At 44.5% G+C, this 20,764-nt stretch carries 18 protein-coding genes and 3 pseudogenes; 13 read left to right on the top strand and 8 right to left on the bottom strand.

What is annotated here, in order from left to right:
* The first annotated feature begins 263 nt into the window (after window positions 1-263).
* From umuD to ACZRKO_RS21695, 4 genes and pseudogenes are all read left to right on the top strand, one after another.
* A complete protein-coding gene (gene umuD, locus ACZRKO_RS21710) occupies window positions 264-683 on the top strand; it encodes a translesion error-prone DNA polymerase V autoproteolytic subunit (RefSeq protein ID WP_119823651.1) in 420 nt (139 codons plus the stop codon).
* 6 nt (window positions 684-689) lie between these two features.
* A pseudogene (locus ACZRKO_RS21705) lies at window positions 690-791 on the top strand (Y-family DNA polymerase); the annotation flags it as partial.
* A 384-nt stretch (window positions 792-1,175) separates the two neighbouring features.
* Window positions 1,176-1,916, top strand: a complete 741-nt coding sequence (locus ACZRKO_RS21700) for an SDR family oxidoreductase (RefSeq protein WP_413531347.1) — start codon at window positions 1,176-1,178, stop codon at window positions 1,914-1,916.
* A 636-nt stretch (window positions 1,917-2,552) separates the two neighbouring features.
* Entirely contained in the window at window positions 2,553-3,305 is a 753-nt protein-coding gene (locus tag ACZRKO_RS21695) for an alpha/beta fold hydrolase (RefSeq protein WP_413531348.1), read from the top strand.
* A 205-nt stretch (window positions 3,306-3,510) separates the two neighbouring features.
* On the opposite strand, the gene ACZRKO_RS21690 is transcribed toward ACZRKO_RS21695, so the two are convergent.
* The 4 genes from ACZRKO_RS21690 to ACZRKO_RS21675 form a co-directional block, all read right to left on the bottom strand.
* Entirely contained in the window at window positions 3,511-6,594 is a 3,084-nt protein-coding gene (locus tag ACZRKO_RS21690; protein WP_413531349.1) for an efflux RND transporter permease subunit, read from the bottom strand.
* Window positions 6,591-7,730, bottom strand: coding sequence for an efflux RND transporter periplasmic adaptor subunit (locus ACZRKO_RS21685; protein WP_413531350.1), 1,140 nt, complete (start codon window positions 7,728-7,730; stop codon window positions 6,591-6,593). Before ACZRKO_RS21685 ends, ACZRKO_RS21690 begins: the two co-directional genes overlap by 4 nt.
* A 109-nt stretch (window positions 7,731-7,839) precedes the next feature.
* Entirely contained in the window at window positions 7,840-9,009 is a 1,170-nt protein-coding gene (locus ACZRKO_RS21680) for a sensor histidine kinase (protein ID WP_463739283.1), read from the bottom strand.
* The gene (locus ACZRKO_RS21675; protein ID WP_413531370.1) at window positions 9,006-9,713 is read right to left on the bottom strand and encodes a response regulator; all 708 of its coding nucleotides are present in this window, start codon (window positions 9,711-9,713) and stop codon (window positions 9,006-9,008) included. Before ACZRKO_RS21675 ends, ACZRKO_RS21680 begins: the two co-directional genes overlap by 4 nt.
* Before the next feature lie 124 nt (window positions 9,714-9,837).
* Between ACZRKO_RS21675 and ACZRKO_RS21670 the strand changes: the two genes are divergently transcribed.
* From ACZRKO_RS21670 to ACZRKO_RS21660, 3 genes are read left to right on the top strand one after another with little or no spacing between them, the layout of a single operon-like run.
* The gene (locus ACZRKO_RS21670) at window positions 9,838-10,626 is read left to right on the top strand and encodes a MipA/OmpV family protein (RefSeq protein WP_414058626.1); all 789 of its coding nucleotides are present in this window, start codon (window positions 9,838-9,840) and stop codon (window positions 10,624-10,626) included.
* Between the two features lie 34 nt (window positions 10,627-10,660).
* Window positions 10,661-11,548, top strand: coding sequence for an ATP-grasp fold amidoligase family protein (locus ACZRKO_RS21665; protein WP_413531353.1), 888 nt, complete (start codon window positions 10,661-10,663; stop codon window positions 11,546-11,548).
* A 39-nt stretch (window positions 11,549-11,587) separates the two neighbouring features.
* Window positions 11,588-11,998, top strand: coding sequence for a helix-turn-helix domain-containing protein (locus tag ACZRKO_RS21660; protein WP_413531354.1), 411 nt, complete (start codon window positions 11,588-11,590; stop codon window positions 11,996-11,998).
* 153 nt (window positions 11,999-12,151) lie between these two features.
* Here ACZRKO_RS21660 and ACZRKO_RS21655 read toward each other — a convergent pair whose 3' ends face one another.
* Window positions 12,152-13,042 (bottom strand): GNAT family N-acetyltransferase, encoded by an 891-nt coding sequence (locus ACZRKO_RS21655; RefSeq protein ID WP_413531355.1) that lies wholly within the window; start codon window positions 13,040-13,042, stop codon window positions 12,152-12,154.
* Window positions 13,043-13,359: 317 nt separating this feature from the next.
* Here ACZRKO_RS21655 and ACZRKO_RS21650 point away from each other — a divergent pair.
* Both ACZRKO_RS21650 and ACZRKO_RS21645 read left to right on the top strand, forming a co-directional pair.
* A pseudogene (locus ACZRKO_RS21650) lies at window positions 13,360-13,713 on the top strand (DMT family transporter); the annotation flags it as partial.
* A gap of 6 nt (window positions 13,714-13,719) precedes the next feature.
* Window positions 13,720-14,265 (top strand): TetR/AcrR family transcriptional regulator, encoded by a 546-nt coding sequence (locus ACZRKO_RS21645; RefSeq protein ID WP_413531356.1) that lies wholly within the window; start codon window positions 13,720-13,722, stop codon window positions 14,263-14,265.
* Window positions 14,266-14,682: 417 nt separating this feature from the next.
* Here ACZRKO_RS21645 and ACZRKO_RS21640 read toward each other — a convergent pair whose 3' ends face one another.
* On the bottom strand, window positions 14,683-15,054 hold the full coding sequence (locus tag ACZRKO_RS21640; protein WP_413531357.1) for a VOC family protein: 372 nt from the start codon (window positions 15,052-15,054) through the stop codon (window positions 14,683-14,685).
* 285 nt (window positions 15,055-15,339) lie between these two features.
* On the opposite strand from ACZRKO_RS21640, the gene ACZRKO_RS21635 reads away from it, so the two are divergent.
* From ACZRKO_RS21635 to ACZRKO_RS21625, 3 genes and pseudogenes are all read left to right on the top strand, one after another.
* Window positions 15,340-15,960 (top strand): Y-family DNA polymerase, encoded by a 621-nt coding sequence (locus ACZRKO_RS21635; protein ID WP_414058675.1) that lies wholly within the window; start codon window positions 15,340-15,342, stop codon window positions 15,958-15,960.
* 75 nt (window positions 15,961-16,035) lie between these two features.
* On the top strand, window positions 16,036-16,404 hold the full coding sequence (locus ACZRKO_RS21630) for a hypothetical protein (RefSeq protein ID WP_032242306.1): 369 nt from the start codon (window positions 16,036-16,038) through the stop codon (window positions 16,402-16,404).
* Window positions 16,405-16,638: 234 nt separating this feature from the next.
* Window positions 16,639-17,238 (top strand): annotated as a pseudogene (locus ACZRKO_RS21625) (DinB/UmuC family translesion DNA polymerase); the annotation flags it as partial.
* Window positions 17,239-17,309: 71 nt separating this feature from the next.
* Here the strand turns inward: ACZRKO_RS21625 and ACZRKO_RS21620 are convergent.
* Entirely contained in the window at window positions 17,310-18,107 is a 798-nt protein-coding gene (locus tag ACZRKO_RS21620; protein WP_414058674.1) for a hypothetical protein, read from the bottom strand.
* Between the two features lie 447 nt (window positions 18,108-18,554).
* Between ACZRKO_RS21620 and ACZRKO_RS21615 the strand changes: the two genes are divergently transcribed.
* Window positions 18,555-19,190: a DUF6904 family protein gene (locus tag ACZRKO_RS21615; protein ID WP_414058673.1), complete on the top strand. Its 636-nt coding sequence runs from the start codon at window positions 18,555-18,557 to the stop codon at window positions 19,188-19,190.
* A 44-nt stretch (window positions 19,191-19,234) separates the two neighbouring features.
* On the opposite strand, the gene ACZRKO_RS21610 is transcribed toward ACZRKO_RS21615, so the two are convergent.
* Window positions 19,235-20,638 carry an ISNCY family transposase gene (locus ACZRKO_RS21610; RefSeq protein ID WP_414058672.1) on the bottom strand — a complete coding sequence of 468 codons (1,404 nt, stop codon included), beginning with the start codon at window positions 20,636-20,638 and terminating at the stop codon, window positions 19,235-19,237.
* Between the last annotated feature and the right edge of the window lie 126 nt (window positions 20,639-20,764).

Here is a 20,764-nt window from a genome sequence, read left to right as displayed (position 1 = left end):
GAAATTGCTTAAAAATTATAGTTATAAAGTTTAAGACAATACATCAGATGATACATATTTGTATCACAAAGCATATAACAGAAATGTGTTACACACAAGAGACCACTGCATAACATCAACAGGAGGAATGGAAAGCAATAGGGAAATTATTTTCACTGATATAACAGCTATCTGCCTTAAATGACCAGGCATAAGCCTTGCCGATAGGAAAAATTGCATACATACTAAATACTGTATATAAGCACAGTAAAGAGACTCCATTCATGAAACTCGAAACATATCTCCCATTAATTGGATCTCGTATAAAGCTGCCACTTTATGGGCACACCTGCCAAGCTGGATTTCCATCCCCAGCACAGGATTATGTAGAGGCGCAGCTCGATCTCAACGAGCTTTGCATTCGTCACCCCGCAGCAAGCTTCTTCGTCAGAGCGGAAGGGGACTCAATGATAGAGTCAGGAATTTTGTCAGGTGACCTTCTCATTGTGGACAAAGCAGAAACCCCAACACACGGTGACATCGTTATTGCAGCAGTAGAAGGCGAGTTCACGGTCAAAAAACTCTGCACACACCCTGTTCTATGCCTGCAACCGATGAATCCTGCATATAAACCTATATTCGTAGAACCTGACGATTTAGAGATTTTTGGCGTCGTTATCCATGCCATTCACACTTTCAGGTAATCCGCTATGTACCTGCTTTGTGATGTAAATGCGATGTACGCTAGCTGTGAGCAGATCTTCAGACCTGACCTGAAGGGTAAGCCGGTCCTCGTCCTTAGTAACAATGATCTGAGTGGTGAGAATCGTTAGTTAATTTGATGCTATTCATGTCAGCAGCTCTGGAGTGTTGTTTGGTCTGCTATGAGCCTTGCATTCATTGGCTTGAGAGACATCCTGGACAATAAGCGTCTCGGTGCCTGCTGAAATTGGCAGATTCATCAGGAAGAACGGGAACAAGTGGGCAAATGTGATTGCGTATTAAGACCATGCCACAATGCTGGGCACAGACCAAAGCGTAGGAACTGCTGAGAACGATTAGCCCGGTGCTTGCGAACCTGGAATGCTTCAGACAAAGTTCGGAAATTATTTTAACAAGACATGACTTGGTTAATTGCGTGATTTTAACTAGAATGTAATACGGTGCATTTCTAAACATCATATTAAGGGCAAGTTATGTTACACGGGAAGAAAATAGTAGTAACCGGCGGCGGACGCCATTTTGGGAGGGCATTATCGATATGGTTTGCCAGAGAAGGCGCTGATGTTTCGCTCTGTAGTCGTAACGTGCAACAGGCCGTGGCAACGGCCAATAAGATCCAGAATGAAGGAGGAATTGCTAGGGCTTATCAATGTGATATCGCCGATATTGTATCTGTGCGACAATTTGCAGCGCTGGTGGTTGCTGACCAAAAGCCTATAGATATCTTAGTGCTAAGCGCGGCCCAATGGCTTGATGGTGCCTTAGCAAGCGGCGAAAGTGATGAAGAGATCTTCAGTACTATAAATTCGGGATTAACAGGATCTGTTTTGCTGACCAAAGCGCTTTTACCTCATATGAATCGAGTTCAAGGCAGCGATATCGTTGCTATAAATTCTTCATGCGGTGTACCTAACTTTACGGAATCAGTAGCTCATCCGGCTTTCTTTGCAGCCAAGCAAGGGCTGGGGGCATTTTGCCATAAAATCTCGAAAACTTTATCAGCTGACAATATTCGCGTTACTTCACTGTATCCACCAGATTTTGAAACCTTGGATATTGATGAAGATATTTCTCTACATGACAGAACGGGGCAGAGTTTGCTCACCGGACAATCCGTATGGCAAACATTGAAATTTGTTGTAACGCAGCCACGCAGTTGTCATATAAGCGCGATTCATTTTCAGGGACCTACTAGGGAAGATTTGATAGCGTAAAGCATGGACTCGATTAACTTAACGTTGTATGCGGATAGCAGGCAACGTATTTTGGTAAGTGAAAAATGTCTCTTCTCCACTATTGTTTCAGAAATTTTCTGAACTTCTTCCCATAAATTAAAATAGCACGATGTAAGCAACATTCTTTTTTAAAACAAAGCGGTCTGACACGACGTAAAGGCAGCTTTGCGCTAGAGGCGGACGTTATGCTTGTGCACAAATTGTCGGACAGTGTCTAGGTAAACTCTTTGGATTCAACGCATTGCCAGTGAAATTAATAGATGACCTACCAAGATTAGATTCACTGGCTATTCGTCATTTCACCGTAATGAGCGTTTAGGATTTTTTCAAAGCCATTTTTAGCACACAAATACCCGTGCAAGAAATTTGGGCAGCGATGACTGATGCAACGGATCGCGAAAAAAATTGTTCAGTCCTAAAGTATAAACTTTCTGGCAACATGCAAGGGTAGGCGTGTTATTAATGTGCGCTAGAGGAAAAGCATAAGCCTATCCAGAGCCTGTAACGAATAAAATTTTCACTCTCTGCTTTTACCAAGACAATGCAATTGTATTTTTATTGGCATGAATAACAGCTCCTAGTACGAATTGTATTTTGACTATAATGAATCAACGGATGGTAAAAATGGTTGACACGCCAATGCGCTCTTTTACATCGTCAATACCAGCTAATCCGCAAGCATGGGTGTTAGTGCATGGGGCATGGCACGGTGGGTGGTGTTGGGATAAGGTGGTTGCATTGCTACAAGCAAGGGCGCTGTTCGCCAGCGCACCAACACTTACCGGTCTGGCTGAGCGTGAGTCAGAACTATCAAGGAGAGTGACGTTAGAGACTCACGTTGAGGATATTGTTAAACATGTTCGCAGCCTACAACGTGCGGATATTACACTCGTTGCACACAGCTATGGGGGATTTCCCGCAACCTTGGCGGCCAAAAAACTAGGAGGTATAGTCAGACACCTTATACTGCTCGATGCTTTCTTACCTATTAATAAGGAGAGAGTCCTTGATCATGCCCCTCAACTAATCGACTCCTACACTGCATCTGTTTTGGCTGATAAGAAATGGCATATTCCACCGCTTCCCTCAGAGATGTTTGGTGTGGACAAAGCTGATCGCATGTGGGTCGATGCGTTACTGACGCCGCAGCCGGTCAACACTTACTTCCATGCTGCGGAGCTACCATTTACCATAGATAAGTTCAGGAAATCTTATATTCGCTGCTTACAGGCACCCGGCGATTTGCTGTCTCGATCACTTGAGCGAATTCATGCAGATTCTTCATGGAAATATTATGAAATCGATGCGCCCCATGACGTGATGATCACAGCCCCAGAACGGCTCGTTAAGCTGCTTTTACAGCTATGAATGCCCCCCTTCTCTCACGAAACTTTTAGTACCGCAGACGCCGATTTTAGATATTTCATCGAATTTCATCAAGTTTGTTCTAATAGTCAATTGCCGCCTTATTCAGCAACTCCTCACCCCAGCAATAAATTAAGAACCTAACTGGGGTGAGGAAAACTCGGAAGTTACTCCATAACCGCCACACCCATTGCCACGTTAAAGATGCTTATGACATTTCTTTGTCCTGAGCATTTTTCCAGCGTTCCGCGGCTTGCATTACCAGGCTCATAGCTGCGGGAAGAACTGTTAATGTAATAAGCGTTGCGATAATAAGCCCCCCTATAATCGCGAGGGCCATAGGTCCCCAGAATACCTGATGGGAAATAGGGAGCATGCCCAGAATCGCTGCACAGGCAGTGAGTACAATGGGGCGAGCTCTATGCTCGGCGGCTGCAACAATCGCGTCGTCGTTAGCCATTCCGTCACCGGCATTCACATCAACCTCATGGATCAGGATCACTGCGTTACGGATAATCATTCCCGCCAGCGCGATCACACCCAGCAGGGCTACAAATCCCATAGGCGTTGCGGTAGGTAACATCGTCAGAACGATGCCAATTAAACCGAACGGAGCCATCAGTAAAGCGAGGAAAATGCGCGAAAAGCGCTGCAGCTGCACCATCAGGAGGATCAACATTGCAAATAGTGTCAGTGGTAACATGGCATAGACAGATTTATTTCCTTTGGCAGACTCTGCAACTGAACCGCCTTCCTCTATAAGATAATCAGGAGGCAGTGAGGCCTGCAAACGGGAAATGACTGGCGAAAGTTGTTGCGACAGCATTTCCGCTCTCATGCCAGGTGCAAAATCGGTTTGTACCGTGATAAAAGGCAGCGTCTGACGACGCCAGATAACTGGATCATCCACGCGCCACTGTGGTTTAGCAATCTGGCCTAAAGGGATTTTCTGCCCTCCTGACGTTGTCAACATTATGTGTGAAATAGTATCAACATCCTGACGCTCTGCGTCATTTGCACGCATAACGATATTAACTAATCGATTATGATCACGAACTGTGGTGACAGTCGTGCCGGAATATAAAGTATTAAGAGTATCGGCAAGACTTTCAGAGGACACACCCACTGCCCGTGCTGCTGTCTGGTTAACCGCCATTGATATTGCACGCTCCGGTTCTCCAGCAGTCAGATTGACTTGTCGTGTTCCCGGATTGTCCCCCAATTTTGCCGCCAGCTCCTGTGCAATCATTTGCACTTTCTCATAGTCAGGGCCACTTACACGGTACTTCAGTGGCCAACCGACGGGCGGACCTAATTCCAGCGGTGATACGCGGGTAGTAATGTCGCTAAAATCCAGCGCCAATACCTTATCAAGTTCATTTTTTAACTGATCGCGTGCTTCAAGATCTTTTGCAACTACTACCAGCTGTGCTGTGTTTTCATTGTCAGTCAGAATATCTAACGGCAGGTAAAAACGTATTGCCCCTCCCCCGACATAGCTGGAGAAGTGATCAACATTTTTATTACCCCGAATGATACTTTCAACCCTCTGTGTTTGACGCAACGTCTCTGTTTGCGAAGCATTTGCGGGGAGGGTTAGGCTAACAAGAAGCTCTGGGCGGTCCGATGCAGGGAAAAACTCGCCTTGCATAAAGGTTGTGGCATACATCGCGAGTGCAAGCATCACGGATGCACTGCCCAATGTTATGAGGCGGTTTCTCAGCGCTAAATGCAAGATCCGGCGGTAAAAACGCTTCACTCTTCCAGGTTCACTGTGTTTGACCTTATGTTTGTCTGACAATAACCAGGTTCCCATGAGTGGTGAGAATAATATAGCCACAACCCATGAACTGAGCAGCGAAATCAGAACGACAGCAAACAGAGAATAACAGTATTCACCGGCGCTTGAAGCCGCAAACCCGACGGGTATGAATCCTGCAATCATGACCAGCGTGCCTGTAAGCATAGGGAAGGCTGTAGTTTCAAAAGCATAGGTGGCAGCTTGCCATCGTGTATCTCCAGCCTCCAGCCGCGAGACCATGGCTTCGACGGTGATCATGGCATCATCCACCAATAATCCGAGGGCAATAATCAAGGCTCCAAGGGATATACGCTGCAGGCCAATATCAGCAATCGTCATGCCTACGAATGTCATCGCCAGTACCAAAGGGATTGCTGCGGCAACAACCAGGCCCGCGCGCGCGCCTAGTGACACAAATGAGACAGCCAATACAATCGCGACAGCCTCCATCAATACCTTCAGAAATCCGCTGACAGCATCCTGGACAACCGCGGACTGATCGGCCACTTTAGTCATCTCAATACCGTAAGGGAGCTGGTTTTGAATGGTGTTCATCTGCTGATTAATCGACTTACCAAAGGCAAGCATATTTCCGGTTGATGCCATAGAAATAGCTAAACCAATCGCGGGTTGGCCATTTACCCGAAAAGCCAGGGCTGGCGGTATCTGTCCTTCTCTGCTTATTGTGGCAATATCGGTCAGCGGAATATAGCGATCCGAAATATGCAGTGTGATCTCTTGCAATGTCTGTTCTGAACTGAGAGCACCGCTGACCCTGAATGAAATATTTTCTTTATCACTGCGTAAAGTACCGGTTGGTATGACTGCATTTTGTGCTTTCAACGCATCGGTCACTTGTTGCAGATCAATGCCCATACCAGCCATCTTGCGCGGTGAAAAAGCAATGACAATCTCTTCTTCTTGAACACCGAGCAAGTTTATCTTGCCAATATCAGGCAGCGACATCAGGCTGCGGCGAATATTTTCAACCCGGTCGCGTAATTCGCGCGCGGTAAAACCTTCAGCAGTAAAACCATAGATCGTGCCAAAAGTATCGGCAAACTCATCATTCACAGTCACGCCCTGTGCCCCTTGGGGCAGCGAAGGGGTAATATCCTGCATCTTTTTACGTACCTGATACCAGATATCCGCAACAGAGTTGGGAGGTGTATCATCCCGAAGGTTGACCATTATTACCGACAGCCCAGCCCGAGTTTCGCTTTGTACATAGTCAAGATAGGGGATCTCCTGAAGTTTCTTCTCTAAAGGATCCGTGAGCAGGTTGACGGTGTCGTGAACATTTGCACCCGGCCACTGGGCAGAAACGACGGCTGTTTTTATCGTAAAAGCCGGGTCCTCATTGCGCGGAAGATTTTCATAACTCATCACCCCTGCGGCCATAATGAGCAACATGAAAAAGATCATCATTTGCTGATGCTTTAGGGCCCACCCGGATAAGTTAAAAGTTTGTTTCAGTGAGGGATGGCTCATTTATCCTGCTCCTTAAAGACCACTTTTTCACCCTGGCGTAATTTACTGACACCCGCAGTGACGACAGCATCACCGGTGTGAATACCCGAGGTGACAAAAATGTTTGCTGTAGTGAATTTAGTGAGCTCAACCTCGCGCAATTGCAGGCGTTGCTGTTTTTTATCCACAACAAATACAGCAGGCTTGCCTGCACTCCGTGTCAATGCGGAAGCGGGTAATACAATCATCTCTTGGTCAGATTGCTTCCATATTCCCTGCACGCTGGCACCAAGAGACAGTGCATCAGGTGGATTGCTCAGAGTGAGGCGAACTCTCCAGGTTCGGGTTTGAGGATCTGCCTGAGGACTGATATCACGAAGGCGCCCTGATGCTTGTACTGTAGGATCGGAGAGTAATGACACCGCGACCGGCGTCGCCCCTAACTTTGCAATGAGTTGTGGTGTAGGTACGTTAAATACAGCGTCACGCACGTTGCTGACGGCAAGAGTCAGCACCGTTTCACCCGTGCCTAATACTTGTCCCGCAGAAGCATTCACGCTGGTGATGATGCCGTCATCAGGTGCAATGAGGTGCGTCCATGCCAAACTTTCCCGGGCATTTTTCAGGCTGGCCTCACTGCTCTGACGACGTGAAAGGGCAGCTTGCCAGTCTGATTGGGCTGTATCAAACTGGGCGCGCGAAATGGCTCCCTTCGGCATGAGGATCCTCATCCTGTTCAGATTTATCGCCGCCACTCTTTCTGCTGCTCGTGCGCTGTCCAGATCGGCACGAGCGCTGTTAAGCTGATTTTGGGAAGTCTCACTTTCCTGAATTGCCAGTATTTGACCTGCTTTGACGCGGTCCCCTACGTCAACACTGCGGCTAAGTAATCTTCCTCCCACTCGAAAGCTCAGCACAACTTCATCATGAGAGCGGATTTCGCCCGTTTGGACATACTGATTGCCGGAATTTGAGGCTTGTGCAATAACATACTTCACAGGTCGTGCGGAGGGGGGGGAATTGTTTTGATCATGGCATGCGACCAGTGTAATCATGACCGGCACAAGCAGTAAAAATGGCCAAAGGGTGCGCCATCTGTGTGTGGCCATCAGATGGTGCATTGCCTGTTTGGCGTAATCGGTGAAAGTTTCTGTCATGACATTAATCCTGAGCGAATAAATGTCTATTGAACCGAGGTTATGTCCAGATTCCCTGTATATTTCATCAAGAGATAATCAAGAGGGTATAAACTTTTAATTAATCTCTTCACTTGTTAGGTAAGAATATCAAAATCAACAGACCGCCTCCGTCAGGAAGCACCGCACTGATTGTACCTCCGTGTGCCACACAAATACCGCGAGCAATCGAAAGACCAAGTCCGCTGCCACCGGAGTGGCGCGCTCTGGAGGAATCAGCCCGTGTAAATCGTTCAAACATCGTTGGAAGAAAGTCCAGCGGGACCCCCGGCCCGTTATCGCGAAAAGCAATGGTCAGCCCCCCTTCACTCTTTTGTAGCGAGATATTCAGATCTTTGCTCTCTGAGGCGTACCGCAATGCGTTCTCCATCAGGATCGTGAAAACCTGACTTAGGCGGAAGGCGTCACCTATATACCAACATGGCAGAACCGGAGACACTGAAATTGACATGCCCGCCGCCTCTGCCTGAGGTTTCAACCAGCCAGCCCGCTCAAGTAGTAATTCAGTAAGATTCATCTTTTTTTTGTTTAAGGTCAGTTGCCCTGCGTTTGCCAGTGATGAAAGGTGCAATTCATCAGTTAAACGACTAAGGTGCTGAAGTTGTTTCATGACCATATTTAGTTGACGAGCATCTGGAACAAAAACACCATCTAGCATCCCCTGCAACCGTCCGATAGCCGCCGTCAAAGGTGACCGGATTTCGTGTGCCATGGCCACATGCGACGCTCGGAGCTCTCGATCGTAACGTTCAAGCTGCTTTGTCATCGCATTAAAATCCTCTGTAAAGTGGATGAGTTCCGCCGGTACTTTTTTAACTATGCTGGCACGCGTACCAAACTCTCCACGAGCTACCGACCTGGCAGCTCTTGCCAGACGGCTAACCTGTGCCGAAAGAGGGCGCGCAGAACGTAATCCCAATACGACAATAAAGGGAATAACAGTCAGAACCATGACGCCAACCATAATCCAGTCAGATGAAGCTATTGTCGGATCGGCGTAACTTACTCCCCAGCCCTCATCCACAATTTGATGAAAGCGTGCCAGATTAAGTTCGGGCTGTTCGCGCAGCAGTGTAAATTCCTCCCTCACCGCTGGTGACATTTGGTGAATTATCCAAATGTTCTGTATGAAATAACGTAGCCACATGCAAAGGGCGATAACAATGACCGACCCTATAGCTAACGTCAGCACTCGGACACTAATCCAACGCCAAAGTGATTGATGCTCTTGTTTTATCATGGTTGTCTAAACCGGTAGCCGATACTGCGCACGTTAATCATCACACCATAAATACCAACGCTTTCAAGCTTCTTCCGAATATTATAGACGTGTGTGTCTACCACACGTTCGAGTGCATCGCTTTCTGGAAGGCATGATTCAAGAAGATATTGCCGTGTAAAAGGACGTGTCGGGGCACGCATCATGAGAATCAGGAGAGAGAATTCTGTCGGCGTAAATTCAATAACCCTCTGGTCACCTTCATTATCCGTCACCTTTGCACACCGCGACTCAGGATTGACCTCAAGACCCTGCCAGCGGAGTAATATATCGGTCTGCATGTTGTGCAGGTTATGGGGGTGGGCTCGCCGCAATACAGCGTGTACGCGCGCCACGACTTCGCTAGGGTTGTAGGGTTTCACCACATAATCATCTGCACCATAGCGCAGGGCGCCGATGCGGTCGGCGGTATCCCCCATGGCAGTCACCATAATGACTGGTATATCGCTTGTACGCCTAAGTGCTGAGAGGACTTCGGTTCCGTTCATGCCAGGTAGCATTACGTCCAGAAGGATCAGGTGGGGCTTCCACTTGTGTAAAATGTCTAACCCTTCCTGGCCGTCGCCGGCGATGACTACCTCAAATTTATCTCTTTCAAGGTAGGCCTTCAAGACATCAGCCGCATCAGCATCATCTTCAATTATAATTACTCGTTTTGTTTGCATTTTTCCAACCTTGACAGTTTCTTCATACATTCCCGGCAGTTTATTGACACTTCGTCTTCATACTGATTGTTCAAGACATGTCATAAATCCCTCCGGGTTAAAAAAGAGATAATAAGGACGTACTATGTTAACCAGAAAAATGCTGCTGAATACAACATGCTTTGCTGTCGCCTGTTTCATGACCTCTGTGATGGCTGACGAATTGAACGATCAACAACCCAGCCTTACAGTGGGCATTGGAGTACAAAATGCTCCTAAGTACAGTGGTTCAGATGATAGTCGCATCCAGTTTGCACCCGTGGTTCAGGCCAGAAATGGGGCGTTCTTCTTTGATTCGCTCAAAGGGGTTGGTTATGACCTACAAAACAGTAAGGGATTATATCTCGAACATACAATCGGATATGGCCTTGGCCGTAAAGACCGGGATTCCTCTTGGCGTGAGGGCTCAGACAAATTAAAAGGTATGGGTAATATCAAAGCGACAATTAATACATCAGTCGCGGTGGGCTGGTATGCATCCAGCTGGTTTTCACTGGAAGGTAAAGCAATTTTGCCACTCACTGATAGCCAGGGAGCGCAATACCAAACGTCGGTAACCTTACTTCCCTGGCAAGACGATAAAGACACTGTTTCATTACAATCAGCGGCATTATTCGGCGATGCTCGCTACATGGAAACGATGTACGGTGTGAATGACAAACAAAGTGAGGCCAATGGCTATGCCAGCTATCAGGCCTCTGGTGGGTTTTATGGCGTTAAAACTGACCTTACGTGGAGTCATCAGTTTTCATCAAACTGGTCCACGGCAGTTAGCGGTGGTTATACGTGGCTGGGCGACCACGCCGCAGACAGCCCGATTGTACAGCGCCGTAATCAGACAACCGTCTCTGCGGGTGTTTTATATACATTCTAGCCATATCTAACTCGCCGATTAAAGTGAGGGACAGATGAAAAAGATGACCTACTTTTTAAAGTCTATCGAATATAAATTAAAATTCCTAAGAACCTTTTTTATAAATGATGTCTATTATCGTAAGAAGAAACACCTACAGGAGTTTGGCGAAACGCCTAATTTCAAAATCCCAAAAAGTCTTAATGAAAAAATAATTCACAGAATGATTTACGATAAAAACCCTTTATTTACACAGTTAGCTGATAAAGTCTCTGTGAGGGATTATGTCAAAGATAAAATTGGGGATTCATATCTCATCCCCCTTTTAGGTGTTTTCGATAGCGCAGAAGAAATTGATTTCAACATGCTCCCAGAGAGATTTGTCATCAAATGCAATCATGACAGCAACAGCAGTATAATTTGCACGGATAAAATATTTTTTAATGAGGATGAGGCAAGGCGAAAGCTGTCATTCTGTCTTTCGAGGAATATGTATTATAATACTCGAGAATGGCATTATAAAAACATAACTCCAAGAATCATCTGTGAAAACTACATTGATGTTTTTTTAGGTAAAGATAGGGCATACATTCCCGAGTGCTTCAGGATACATTGTTTTGCAGGTAAGGCACATATTACGGAGGCCGATTTTACAGACAATAATAAAAATGAATATGTTAATGTGTATGATAAAATGTGGATGCTACTCCCTCTCACTATGGGCTATGAGAATAACTCTCATAATATCCCGGAGCCTTTGTCATACAAAACCATGATTGTATTGGCTGAGAAGTTGTCCGCAGATATTGACTACTGCCGCGTGGACTTCCTTTTAAGCGGAGAGGACGTCTATTTTAGTGAAATAACACTTACGCCTTGTAATGGCCGCATGCATATTAAACCTGAATCTTGGAACTATCTCTTAGGAGAGTTATGGACATAATAATCCACAAAAAATGTTGATGATAGGAGGGGCATAAACATGACTAATAATGAGAAATTTCAGTTATCAATAATAGAAGGTATTTTAACATGGTTGGATAATAATGTTACAGAATGCATAAGCATCCAACATGTATCAAAGTATTCTGGATATTCACAATGGCATCTGCAAAGAATTTTCAAGAAATATACCGGTGTATCGCTTGGCTGTTATGTTAAGAAAAAACAAATGTATTTTGCTGCATTAGATATCCTTGAAACAGATATGGATATTTTACAAGTTGCCATGAAGTACGGTTACGAGTCTCAACAAACCTTCACTCGCGCCTTCAAAGCAAACTTCCTTATTAATCCAGGTCGACTCAGACGACTGGCGTTACATGAAAAAAAAGATTTTAGAAAAAAAATCAGCAGGTACCCTACTGCTTTTTTATCATATAAATATGAATAAAGGGTAACTTATTATCCTTAAAGTATCGGAATTATTTCCTGCATCTTTACTCAGGTGGTAATAGTGAGTGATTATATCCTGTGGGTAGGGAGATAATCACTGGGCTGAAATTATAAAATGAATCATTAGATTTTGTATAAGATAGTTATTTACTCAAAAATATATAACTTTACCCAATGGCACTGCATCACACCAAAGAAGCTTATACTCCCAGTTTTTTTGGTACAATCCAAGGGTGAAAATGCACTCTTTCGATAATGTTCTACTCATTTCCTTAGCAGCATTGATATTTAGCCACATCAAAACACTCCCTGGACTCAGATAATTATATTCGGGGTCAACGCCGCCATTCGGGACGTCAAAGTAGAACCAATTCTGACATTCAGCTTTAATTATAAGATCGAAGGCGCATGGTATAGAATCTTTAATGAAAAGAATATGTCCAAAAATCATGTGCTTGAAGTGTGTCATCAAGTCAAGAAGACTTTCTCTTGTGTAACATCTAACAGTTTCGCCAAATCTCTTTTTGAAAAGCGTAATATAAATGGTAGTCAACTCTTCTGGACTGAATTCTTCCACGCTCCTCACCGTTCCCCCGGCAGCGATAAACTTATTCATCTGATTCCTTCTGTTTTTGGTTGTTTTTTTCGAAAAGGAATCTTTAACGACGCATAATTTATTCTTGCTAAGGAGATTATAAGAAGTGTTCAGCACATTTCTTTTGTTACGCATAGACAATCGGTTAGTATGTAAGGGGAGGAAGCTTTTTACCTCTCGACTTAAAGGTATAAGGACTTCATCATAGGTGATTGGGAATTTTCTCCAAACATCCAAGCCTATTTTCCCCTTATCATTTATATAACAGGCACCAACAATGACACCTCTTATTTCTAAGTGATAGAAAGTACCTTTACAATCGTAGTTTTTAATCATGTGCTCGATCAACGATGGATGCGTATTGATGCCCCCACCGTAGGTTGAGTAAGCTATTTTATAGATATCAAAATTGGATTCCACCCAACCTACTAAATTTTTCTTAAACATATTCCCCTCAATATTACAATTGCAATATCTAGCATAGATTGCTTATACTTTCTAAATTTACACCAAAATCATCAAGGTTATATTTAGGAATTATCAAGATTTGAGTAAGAGCAATGAATCATTGATTTGCCCCGGTGCATTATCTCCTGGCTCAATGTCGATGGTTGACTAAGAAAGGTTATCGGGGAGAGCCTCATTGGTAAATGAGTGCACTATGAGCATGCAAGTTTCATGTGTACAAATTATTATAATCGTGATGATTAATTAATTAGGTATTTACATACCTACCGATAGGTATGTAAAATTGGTTTTTCTCAAAAAAAGGTCTTAAAATGCAATCATTACTCTCCTATCTTGCCCTTGCAGGGGCAATCATTTCAGAGGTATGCGGAACCATGTTTCTCGGGAAATCAGAGCACTTCACGAAACTTTTTCCTTCGTTGATTTGCGTAACATCTTATGCATTGTCTTTCTATCTACTAGCTCAGGCATTGAGAACAGTCCCACTTTCTGTTGCCTATGCTTCATGGGGTGGCCTGGGGATCGTGCTAACGGCTGCACTCAGCGTAGTTTTTTTAAAACAAAGACTGGATTTGATGGCGGTTATTGGCATCAGCTTGATTGTAGCAGGCGTGGTTGTGGTCAACGGTTTTTCAAAAATGGGGCATTAATGTAACATGGCTTCTCACCAAACAAGAAAGCCAGAACATCTTAGGAGCATGCTGCTTTCTAGTGCTATAAGGCTTACTGCAAAGAACGGAGTCGCAGGAATAAGTTTAAGTCATGTCGCTGAGGCTGCGGGTGTCACGAAAGGAGGATTATTTCACCATTTTCCTAATAAAAATGCCCTGATGAAGGAGGTGTTTGATCTGTTATTACTATCATTTGAACGTGAAGTTGATAAACATATCGACGAAGATTCTTTGGTATATGGTTGCTTCACTCGCGCCTATATTAGGGCGGTATTTTCTGAAGCTGGCGGGTCGACACCATGGAAGGCTTTGTCATTCACAATATTTACTGATAGTTCTTTTTCTAAAAAATGGGAACATTGGCTTTCAAAAAAATTAGGTCTACATGGCCAAACAGATAACTCTGACGAACTGGAGATAATCAGACTTGCTGTTGATGGGGTTTGGTATGCTTCGCTATTTTCTAGCGAGAAAAATAAGAAAAGATTTATAATTCTAGAAGAGAAGCTCATTCAAAGGACCTGGCGTTGATTTTTTTAAGAAAAAGAATGTAGTCATGGCAGTTCAAATCATTTAACTATGAACTTCGGATAAATTCTTGACCTTATGTAGCCACGTTTATCATTGAAGTTATTTTTTATGGACATTTATTATCTGTTGCTTGAACTCAGTTCTATTCATCAGAACTGCCACTATTAGTTAATACCCGATAATGGCAAATTTTGGGAAAAAACAGCCAAGTGTATGGGGCGTATTCTGCCATGAAGGAGCAGCAGACATAGTACTAAGAAGAGATTCGTTCAACAGGTACCTGACGCAATTAAATCTGATTTGCACACCTGGGCAAAAGAATGAATAAGAGTTTGCCACCCTATTCGCAAAAATGCTCCGCCTCGCATGTCGGTCGCCATTTGTAGGCGACCGGTTCGAGTATAAAACTGATCTTAATTATTTCACCAGAATCTGCCCCACATCGATACGATTTCCATCCGGATCAGCGAAAACAAATGCCCGAATACCATAATCTTTATCTTGTATGCCTTTAACAATCTTGGCACCAATTTCCTGACAAAGAGTATATAAGGCATTTGCATCATCAACAAGAAGATGAGCGATAGGATAGGAAGCAGCTTTGTGCTGTGGCTGGAGAGTCAAATGTAGTTCAGCCTCTTCACGCTTTATTATCATAAAGCCCACAGGATCTCCATTTTCAAATACATCTTTGAAATTCAGTCCATTGATATAAAACTCTTTGGAAATCATGATGTTTTTAACAGGTAACACGGTTGCTATACGACCAAATGTGACAAGATGCTGCATGATCAACCTCGTGATTGTTAATCAATAGCATAGCGATGGGCGGTGCCGTAGCTAAGCGACTGGGCGGTGCCAGATAATATAATAGTTTTTGCCAGTGTGAAATTGGAACTTTTGAGGTGCTGTGACAGGGCCTTATGTACTAACGCGCCGTTATGTAATCAACGGGGAGCAGGTCAGGCCACCGATACAAAAAATAATAAAAGTTAGTAGTTAAATACTCCTTAAAATCATTAGTTTATTAATAACTAATTGTTAGTTTCATTCAGATATAATGACGGCGCGATTGTGGCCCTCAACAAAGAAGCCAAAAAGCTCGGCATTAAACGCTTTGCCCCTTACTTCCAGGCTAAGGAAATCATCAAAAAAAACCAGGTATCCTGCTTCAGCTCTAACTACGCACTGTACGGCGATATGAGTGCCAGAATAATGACAATTTTAGAGTCATTGGCTCCCGAGATAACGCCATATTCGATCGATGAGGCTTTTTTGACTGTGACTGGCATCGATTCCTGCGAGTCCTTCCTAACTTTTGGCCAGCGCGTCCGAGAAACGGTGCTAAAACAAACGGGACTGACCTGTGGGATCGGCATCGCGCAAACTCATACACTTGCGAAGCTGGCAAATCACGCAGCAAAAACCTGGCCGGCAACAGGAGGGGTCGTAGATTTGAGTGACCGTGAACGTCAGAGAAAGCTGATGGCACTTTTACCGGTCGGAGAAACATGGGGTATTGGCCGAAAGCTGACGGAGAAGCTTAATACGATGGGCATAAAGACTGTGCTACAGCTAGCCGATGCAAACCTACACCTGATGAAACGGACGTTTGGCGTAGTCGTAGGGGTCCGCTTGGAAAAAGGAAATTATCCTACGCTAAGCGCATTATTTTCACAGATGGCTACCGACTGAACGTAACGTGTGAGTCATGGTCAGAAATGTGTTAACTCTAGGAATTGACACGACTTACTGTTTGATGGGGAAATCATGTTTAGCTATCTCAAGGCTATGTATCATCAATCAAAAATTCAGGCTGAACTCAAGGCACAGATACATGAACAAACTACGGTTAATGCTATCTGTCATCACCCTGAATCAATCGAGATCATTGCGGTTTGTTCGACTGATGCGTATTACCGAAAACGTAAGGACGCTGCTTTTCTGACAACCTGTTCTGTGCTCATGCGTACTTTAAAAGATGAATCCGTACCGATGGTACTACGGAAAACAGCATGGCGATTATTGAACGAAAGATACCAACGAATTAAGTTAAATCAGGCTTATAGGATAGAAAATTTCTTGCTTGTTGCCGATTTTGAATATGCTCTCGAAGAACATGATGAACTAGCAGAGTAGTTCTAGTGAGGCGATGAATACCGACAGTTAACGTGCATGTGACTTAAACGTCCGAAACCGAACGATTGCGTACAGCATGTAGATAACGTGTACGAAAGTAAGCGAAACCATTAACGGACAGTGGGATCGTTCCGTACATCCCTTACGGTCAGGGGTTCGCGCTCAATGGAGCGAAACCTCCCGTTAAGCTTAAAACGCTTAACGTAGGATAATTTCCTTTTTCCAAGCGGACCCCTCGTAGAAAGAACGATTCGAGAACTTAATGGCACCTCCTGCATTTCGGTGGAAGAACTACCGGCCAAACAGCAGATTATCTGTAGTCGCAGCTTCGGCGAACGCATCACGCAGCTCGAAGATATGAGACAAGCCGTTTGTCAGTACGCAGAACGTGCCGCTGAGAAACTCCGCCAAGAAAGGCAATACTGCCGGCACGTAAGCGTATTCGTTCGTACCAGCCCCTACGCCGACGAACCTTACTACGGTAACAATGCCAATCAGATCCTGATGCTGGCCACGCAGGACACACGGGATATAGTTGCAGCAGCGATGAAAGCACTGGAACAAATCTGGCAGGATGGTTATCGTTATCAGAAGGCAGGAATTGTGCTAAACGACTTTTGCAATCGGCCAGGTCAAATCGACATGTTTGATGAAACTCCTCCAAGAGTAAACAGCAAGCAGCTGATGCACATTGTTGATCACATCAACCAATCAGGGCTTGGGAAGGTGTGGTTTGCCGGGCAGGGGATCGATAAGAGTTGGAAAATGAAAAGAGAAATGCTTTCGCCGGCCTATACAACGCGGTGGAGTGATATTCCAATAGTAAGAATTTGAAACTTTACTCCCCTAAAAATATAAATAACCGTGCCTGTAGAGCACGGTTTTACCGTTTTTCATATAGCAAATTAGTTTTTGAATTTTCTCTTGTAAACATCACCATTGCCAAATTTTTTTCTAAGTGCTTCAGAGAGATCATTATTCATTTCTGGGCTAGATCTTTCGATGAGTAAAGCATTTTCAATATGGGGCATTATCGCTAACTCAGTAATTATCTCGCTTGAAGTGAATGGCGTTCCAATTTGACATTCGCAAGCGAGCAAGACGAGCCCCCCCATACTTATTGGGTAATTTTTAGAAATTTGATAATTACAGCATGATTTAATATCAGAGTCGCTCCAAATGCTAGCGTAAGTAGGATCGCCTTTTACATGCAGAGCTATTTCATGCAATACACAAGAGGAAGCCCCACCATTTAAAGGCTGACTACTAGCTTTTGATATACCGCTATAAAACTGCTCCCATACAACATAGCCTTTCGATTGAGGTACTTTTTGTCTTTTTAATTGCGTGGAAAAATGAGAGACAGGTGGATTAGAATTTGGTTTAATATAGTCCCAATTATGCCGTTTTGTTTTTGCTTCAAATAAAATTATTTTCCCTACATCTATCTCATGATCAATCAATATTATTATTGCATCAACACCCCACGCCTCTTCCGCGGACTTAGTGAGTTTCTGAGAATATGTATTAATGTGAAATGGTAAAGATTTTGGAAAGTTCTGATGAATCAACGAAGTCAAATTAACTGTACAACTATTTTCGTCAGCTAGTAATTTTTGAGAGTACAATGTATGGGTTTTTTTATCTGCATCGTCAAACAACATTTCTAAAATCAATCGAGTTTCATTATCGAACAGTGGCATTACGCATCCTCATTGAGATGAATAGCTTAAATATTTATAATTAAACTAAATTTAATGCGTTTTGACACGCAAAACACATAAATAAAGTGAAAACAGGAAGGTAGGAGATGAGGCGGTCGTACAACGCCCCGTTATTCGCCGCCTATCCCAGTATCAGACACAATTACATCTGATAATTGTGAAATCATAATGTAAAGTGTATAGGAAGTTCAAGGTAAAATCAGTAATCAAACTGTGAAAAGGACGCTTTATCGCTTTAATAATAACGTTTATAATTCAATGGTTTTGTCAAACCTCAATTAAACTGACCGTTATCTGGCTCAATTCAAATGACCATTAATCATGTTCCCTTCAAATTAATCACAATATTTTGTTTAGTATCGGATGCTGAATGTAATCTTTACTGATAGTCTTTTTTAATACTGAAACAATGTGAAGATGGACGTTATGTTCCGATTTGAATTAACACCAAATAATGCCGGTTTTATTTTATGGGGGGATACGGCAGCACTGGATGAGTTACACCAATTTATCCATTACGTTGTGGAAGAAAGTCCTCTGATAAAGATTAAAGATGGCTTTATGTTGGCCCTGGCCTATGACGTCCGCAAAGCCCGAGAAGGCTGTCGTCGTGCTGAGCAGTATCAGTATGAAGAAGGAGATACCTATCAGCTTTATGGCGTGGAACTGTTATGGCCACTGGTCTTGCTTCAGTCTTCAATTCTCAGACGTTCAATGAGTTACATCCAGACAGATAAAAAACAGTTATCCATTATGTATGCATTCGAGCATATTCTGGAGTCCGCTTTACACGAATTTCTGCCGGGTAACCGGGCAGAAGTGGTGATAAAAATGGCCAGCAGCGTGTCAGATTCTGATTTTGAATGGCTTGAGGACAGCGTTGACAGTCGGTGTTGTTATTTCATCAGCCAGTCACCTGTAAACAGAAAAGAAAAACTGGATAAGATTCTTTGCTCCTTTGATTCACTCTGGAGCAAATATGCCCGTGAAAAGCCGGATACAAAAATGCTGAATACCATGAATAATACGGACTGGGTCTGGCCAGAGACTATTATCTGGTAAGCACATCATTCACTTATCGCCACGTTAAATGAATAACGGTTGTATCAGCCTGGCTTTTTGCCAAAGATTTGCTCTGAACGCGACTGAAGCTGTTTCAGGGCATCAAGCATGTCATCCTGGTTCAGTGCACGCTGTGTCTTTTTCCCGGCCGCTCTGGAACGTCGTCGGGAAGGGCCATCACCGGCAGGAACGGACTGCGAACGGGTGTCATCACGGTTGCCCTGTACCAGCCGGATAAACTCAAGTGTTCTGCCGAGACGTTTATTATCAACAATGGCACCCTGGTCGATTTCAGAGAGCCTATCGTAGGTAGAGCAGGGAAGAACCACGCCATTCAGACGCAGCTCTTTTTGCCCATCGGGGTAATGATACACATCAATGTACTTACCAATGGCACGGCGACTGTATTCGCTGTCTTCAATCAGATACAACATTTTATCGTATTGAATGGTCAATGCTTTTGAGACCTTTCGCGTCTCGCGAACAGTGAATATCAGGTCCAGGTCTTCATCGTGTTCCACGGCGCGGTGAACATCAAAATCATGTCTCGGGATTTTACCAAAGCGCCGGTTGTAATCTGCACGGTACGTTTCGGCAAATGCATTGGCCGCTTCCATTGAACTGATCCCCTGTAGCCGGAGCTCTTTCACCAGACGGTCCTGCAGCGTGAGATGCGCGCGTTCGACGCGACCTTTAGCCTCACTGGTTTCGGCGCAGATGGTCTGAATGCTCAGCTCGTGCATGGCCCGACCGAACTGCGTATGGCCATCACCGCCGGTCGCATTTTTGTTATTCACACGAAAAACACCTGCTTTATCGCTGTACAACGCCAGTGGTTTCCCGTGTTTGTCGATGTAGCGTCGCGTGGCTTCAAAATAAGAGAACGTGGACTCTGATTTGACGAACAAAAGCTCCATGATCTTGCTGGTTGCATCATCAACGTAGACCAGAGCCGTGCAGGCCGGGCCACGGCCTTCAAACCAGTCATGATCGCAGCCATCAATTTGTATCAGCTCACCAGTACATGGGCGCCGGTAACGGGGTTGAGGGATCCTGGCTGCCCGCTGTTTACGGGGAACCCAGAGACCAGCGTGCGTCATAATACGCCTCACGGTCTCTTTACCGAGGAGCAGACCGTGGAGCTCTGCGAGTTTTTCCTGCGCCAGTGTCGGACCGAAATCAACATAACGTGTCCTGATAAGTTCCAGAGCCTGATCGGCAAGTCCGGGCTTGAGCTGCCGGTTACCACGCATGCCACGTCGCCGGTTGGCCATACCGAGCGGACCTTCTTCACGGTAACGCACCAGAAGCCGGCGACATTGTCTGTCGCTGATCCCGAGGTGTTCAGCTGCCCGGTGCGTTGTCATCCGGCGCTCGATGACATCCTGGATAATTTTGACGCGATTGATCTCTTTCAAGGTAAACATTCCTGAGCTTTCTGCGTACATGGCAATCTCCCGGTAGTTTTTACTGATGAAAAACGACTCCGTGAAACTCACCATATCGCGGTCACGTGAATTGAGCTACAGGCGGACATTACTATTGAGGCGTTACAGGTTTAGCGCACATAATCA

It is taken from the genome of Ewingella sp. C233, from assembly GCF_055407225.1.
Note: the sequence above shows the minus strand (reverse complement) of the source record. Positions and strands in the feature narration are given on the sequence as shown.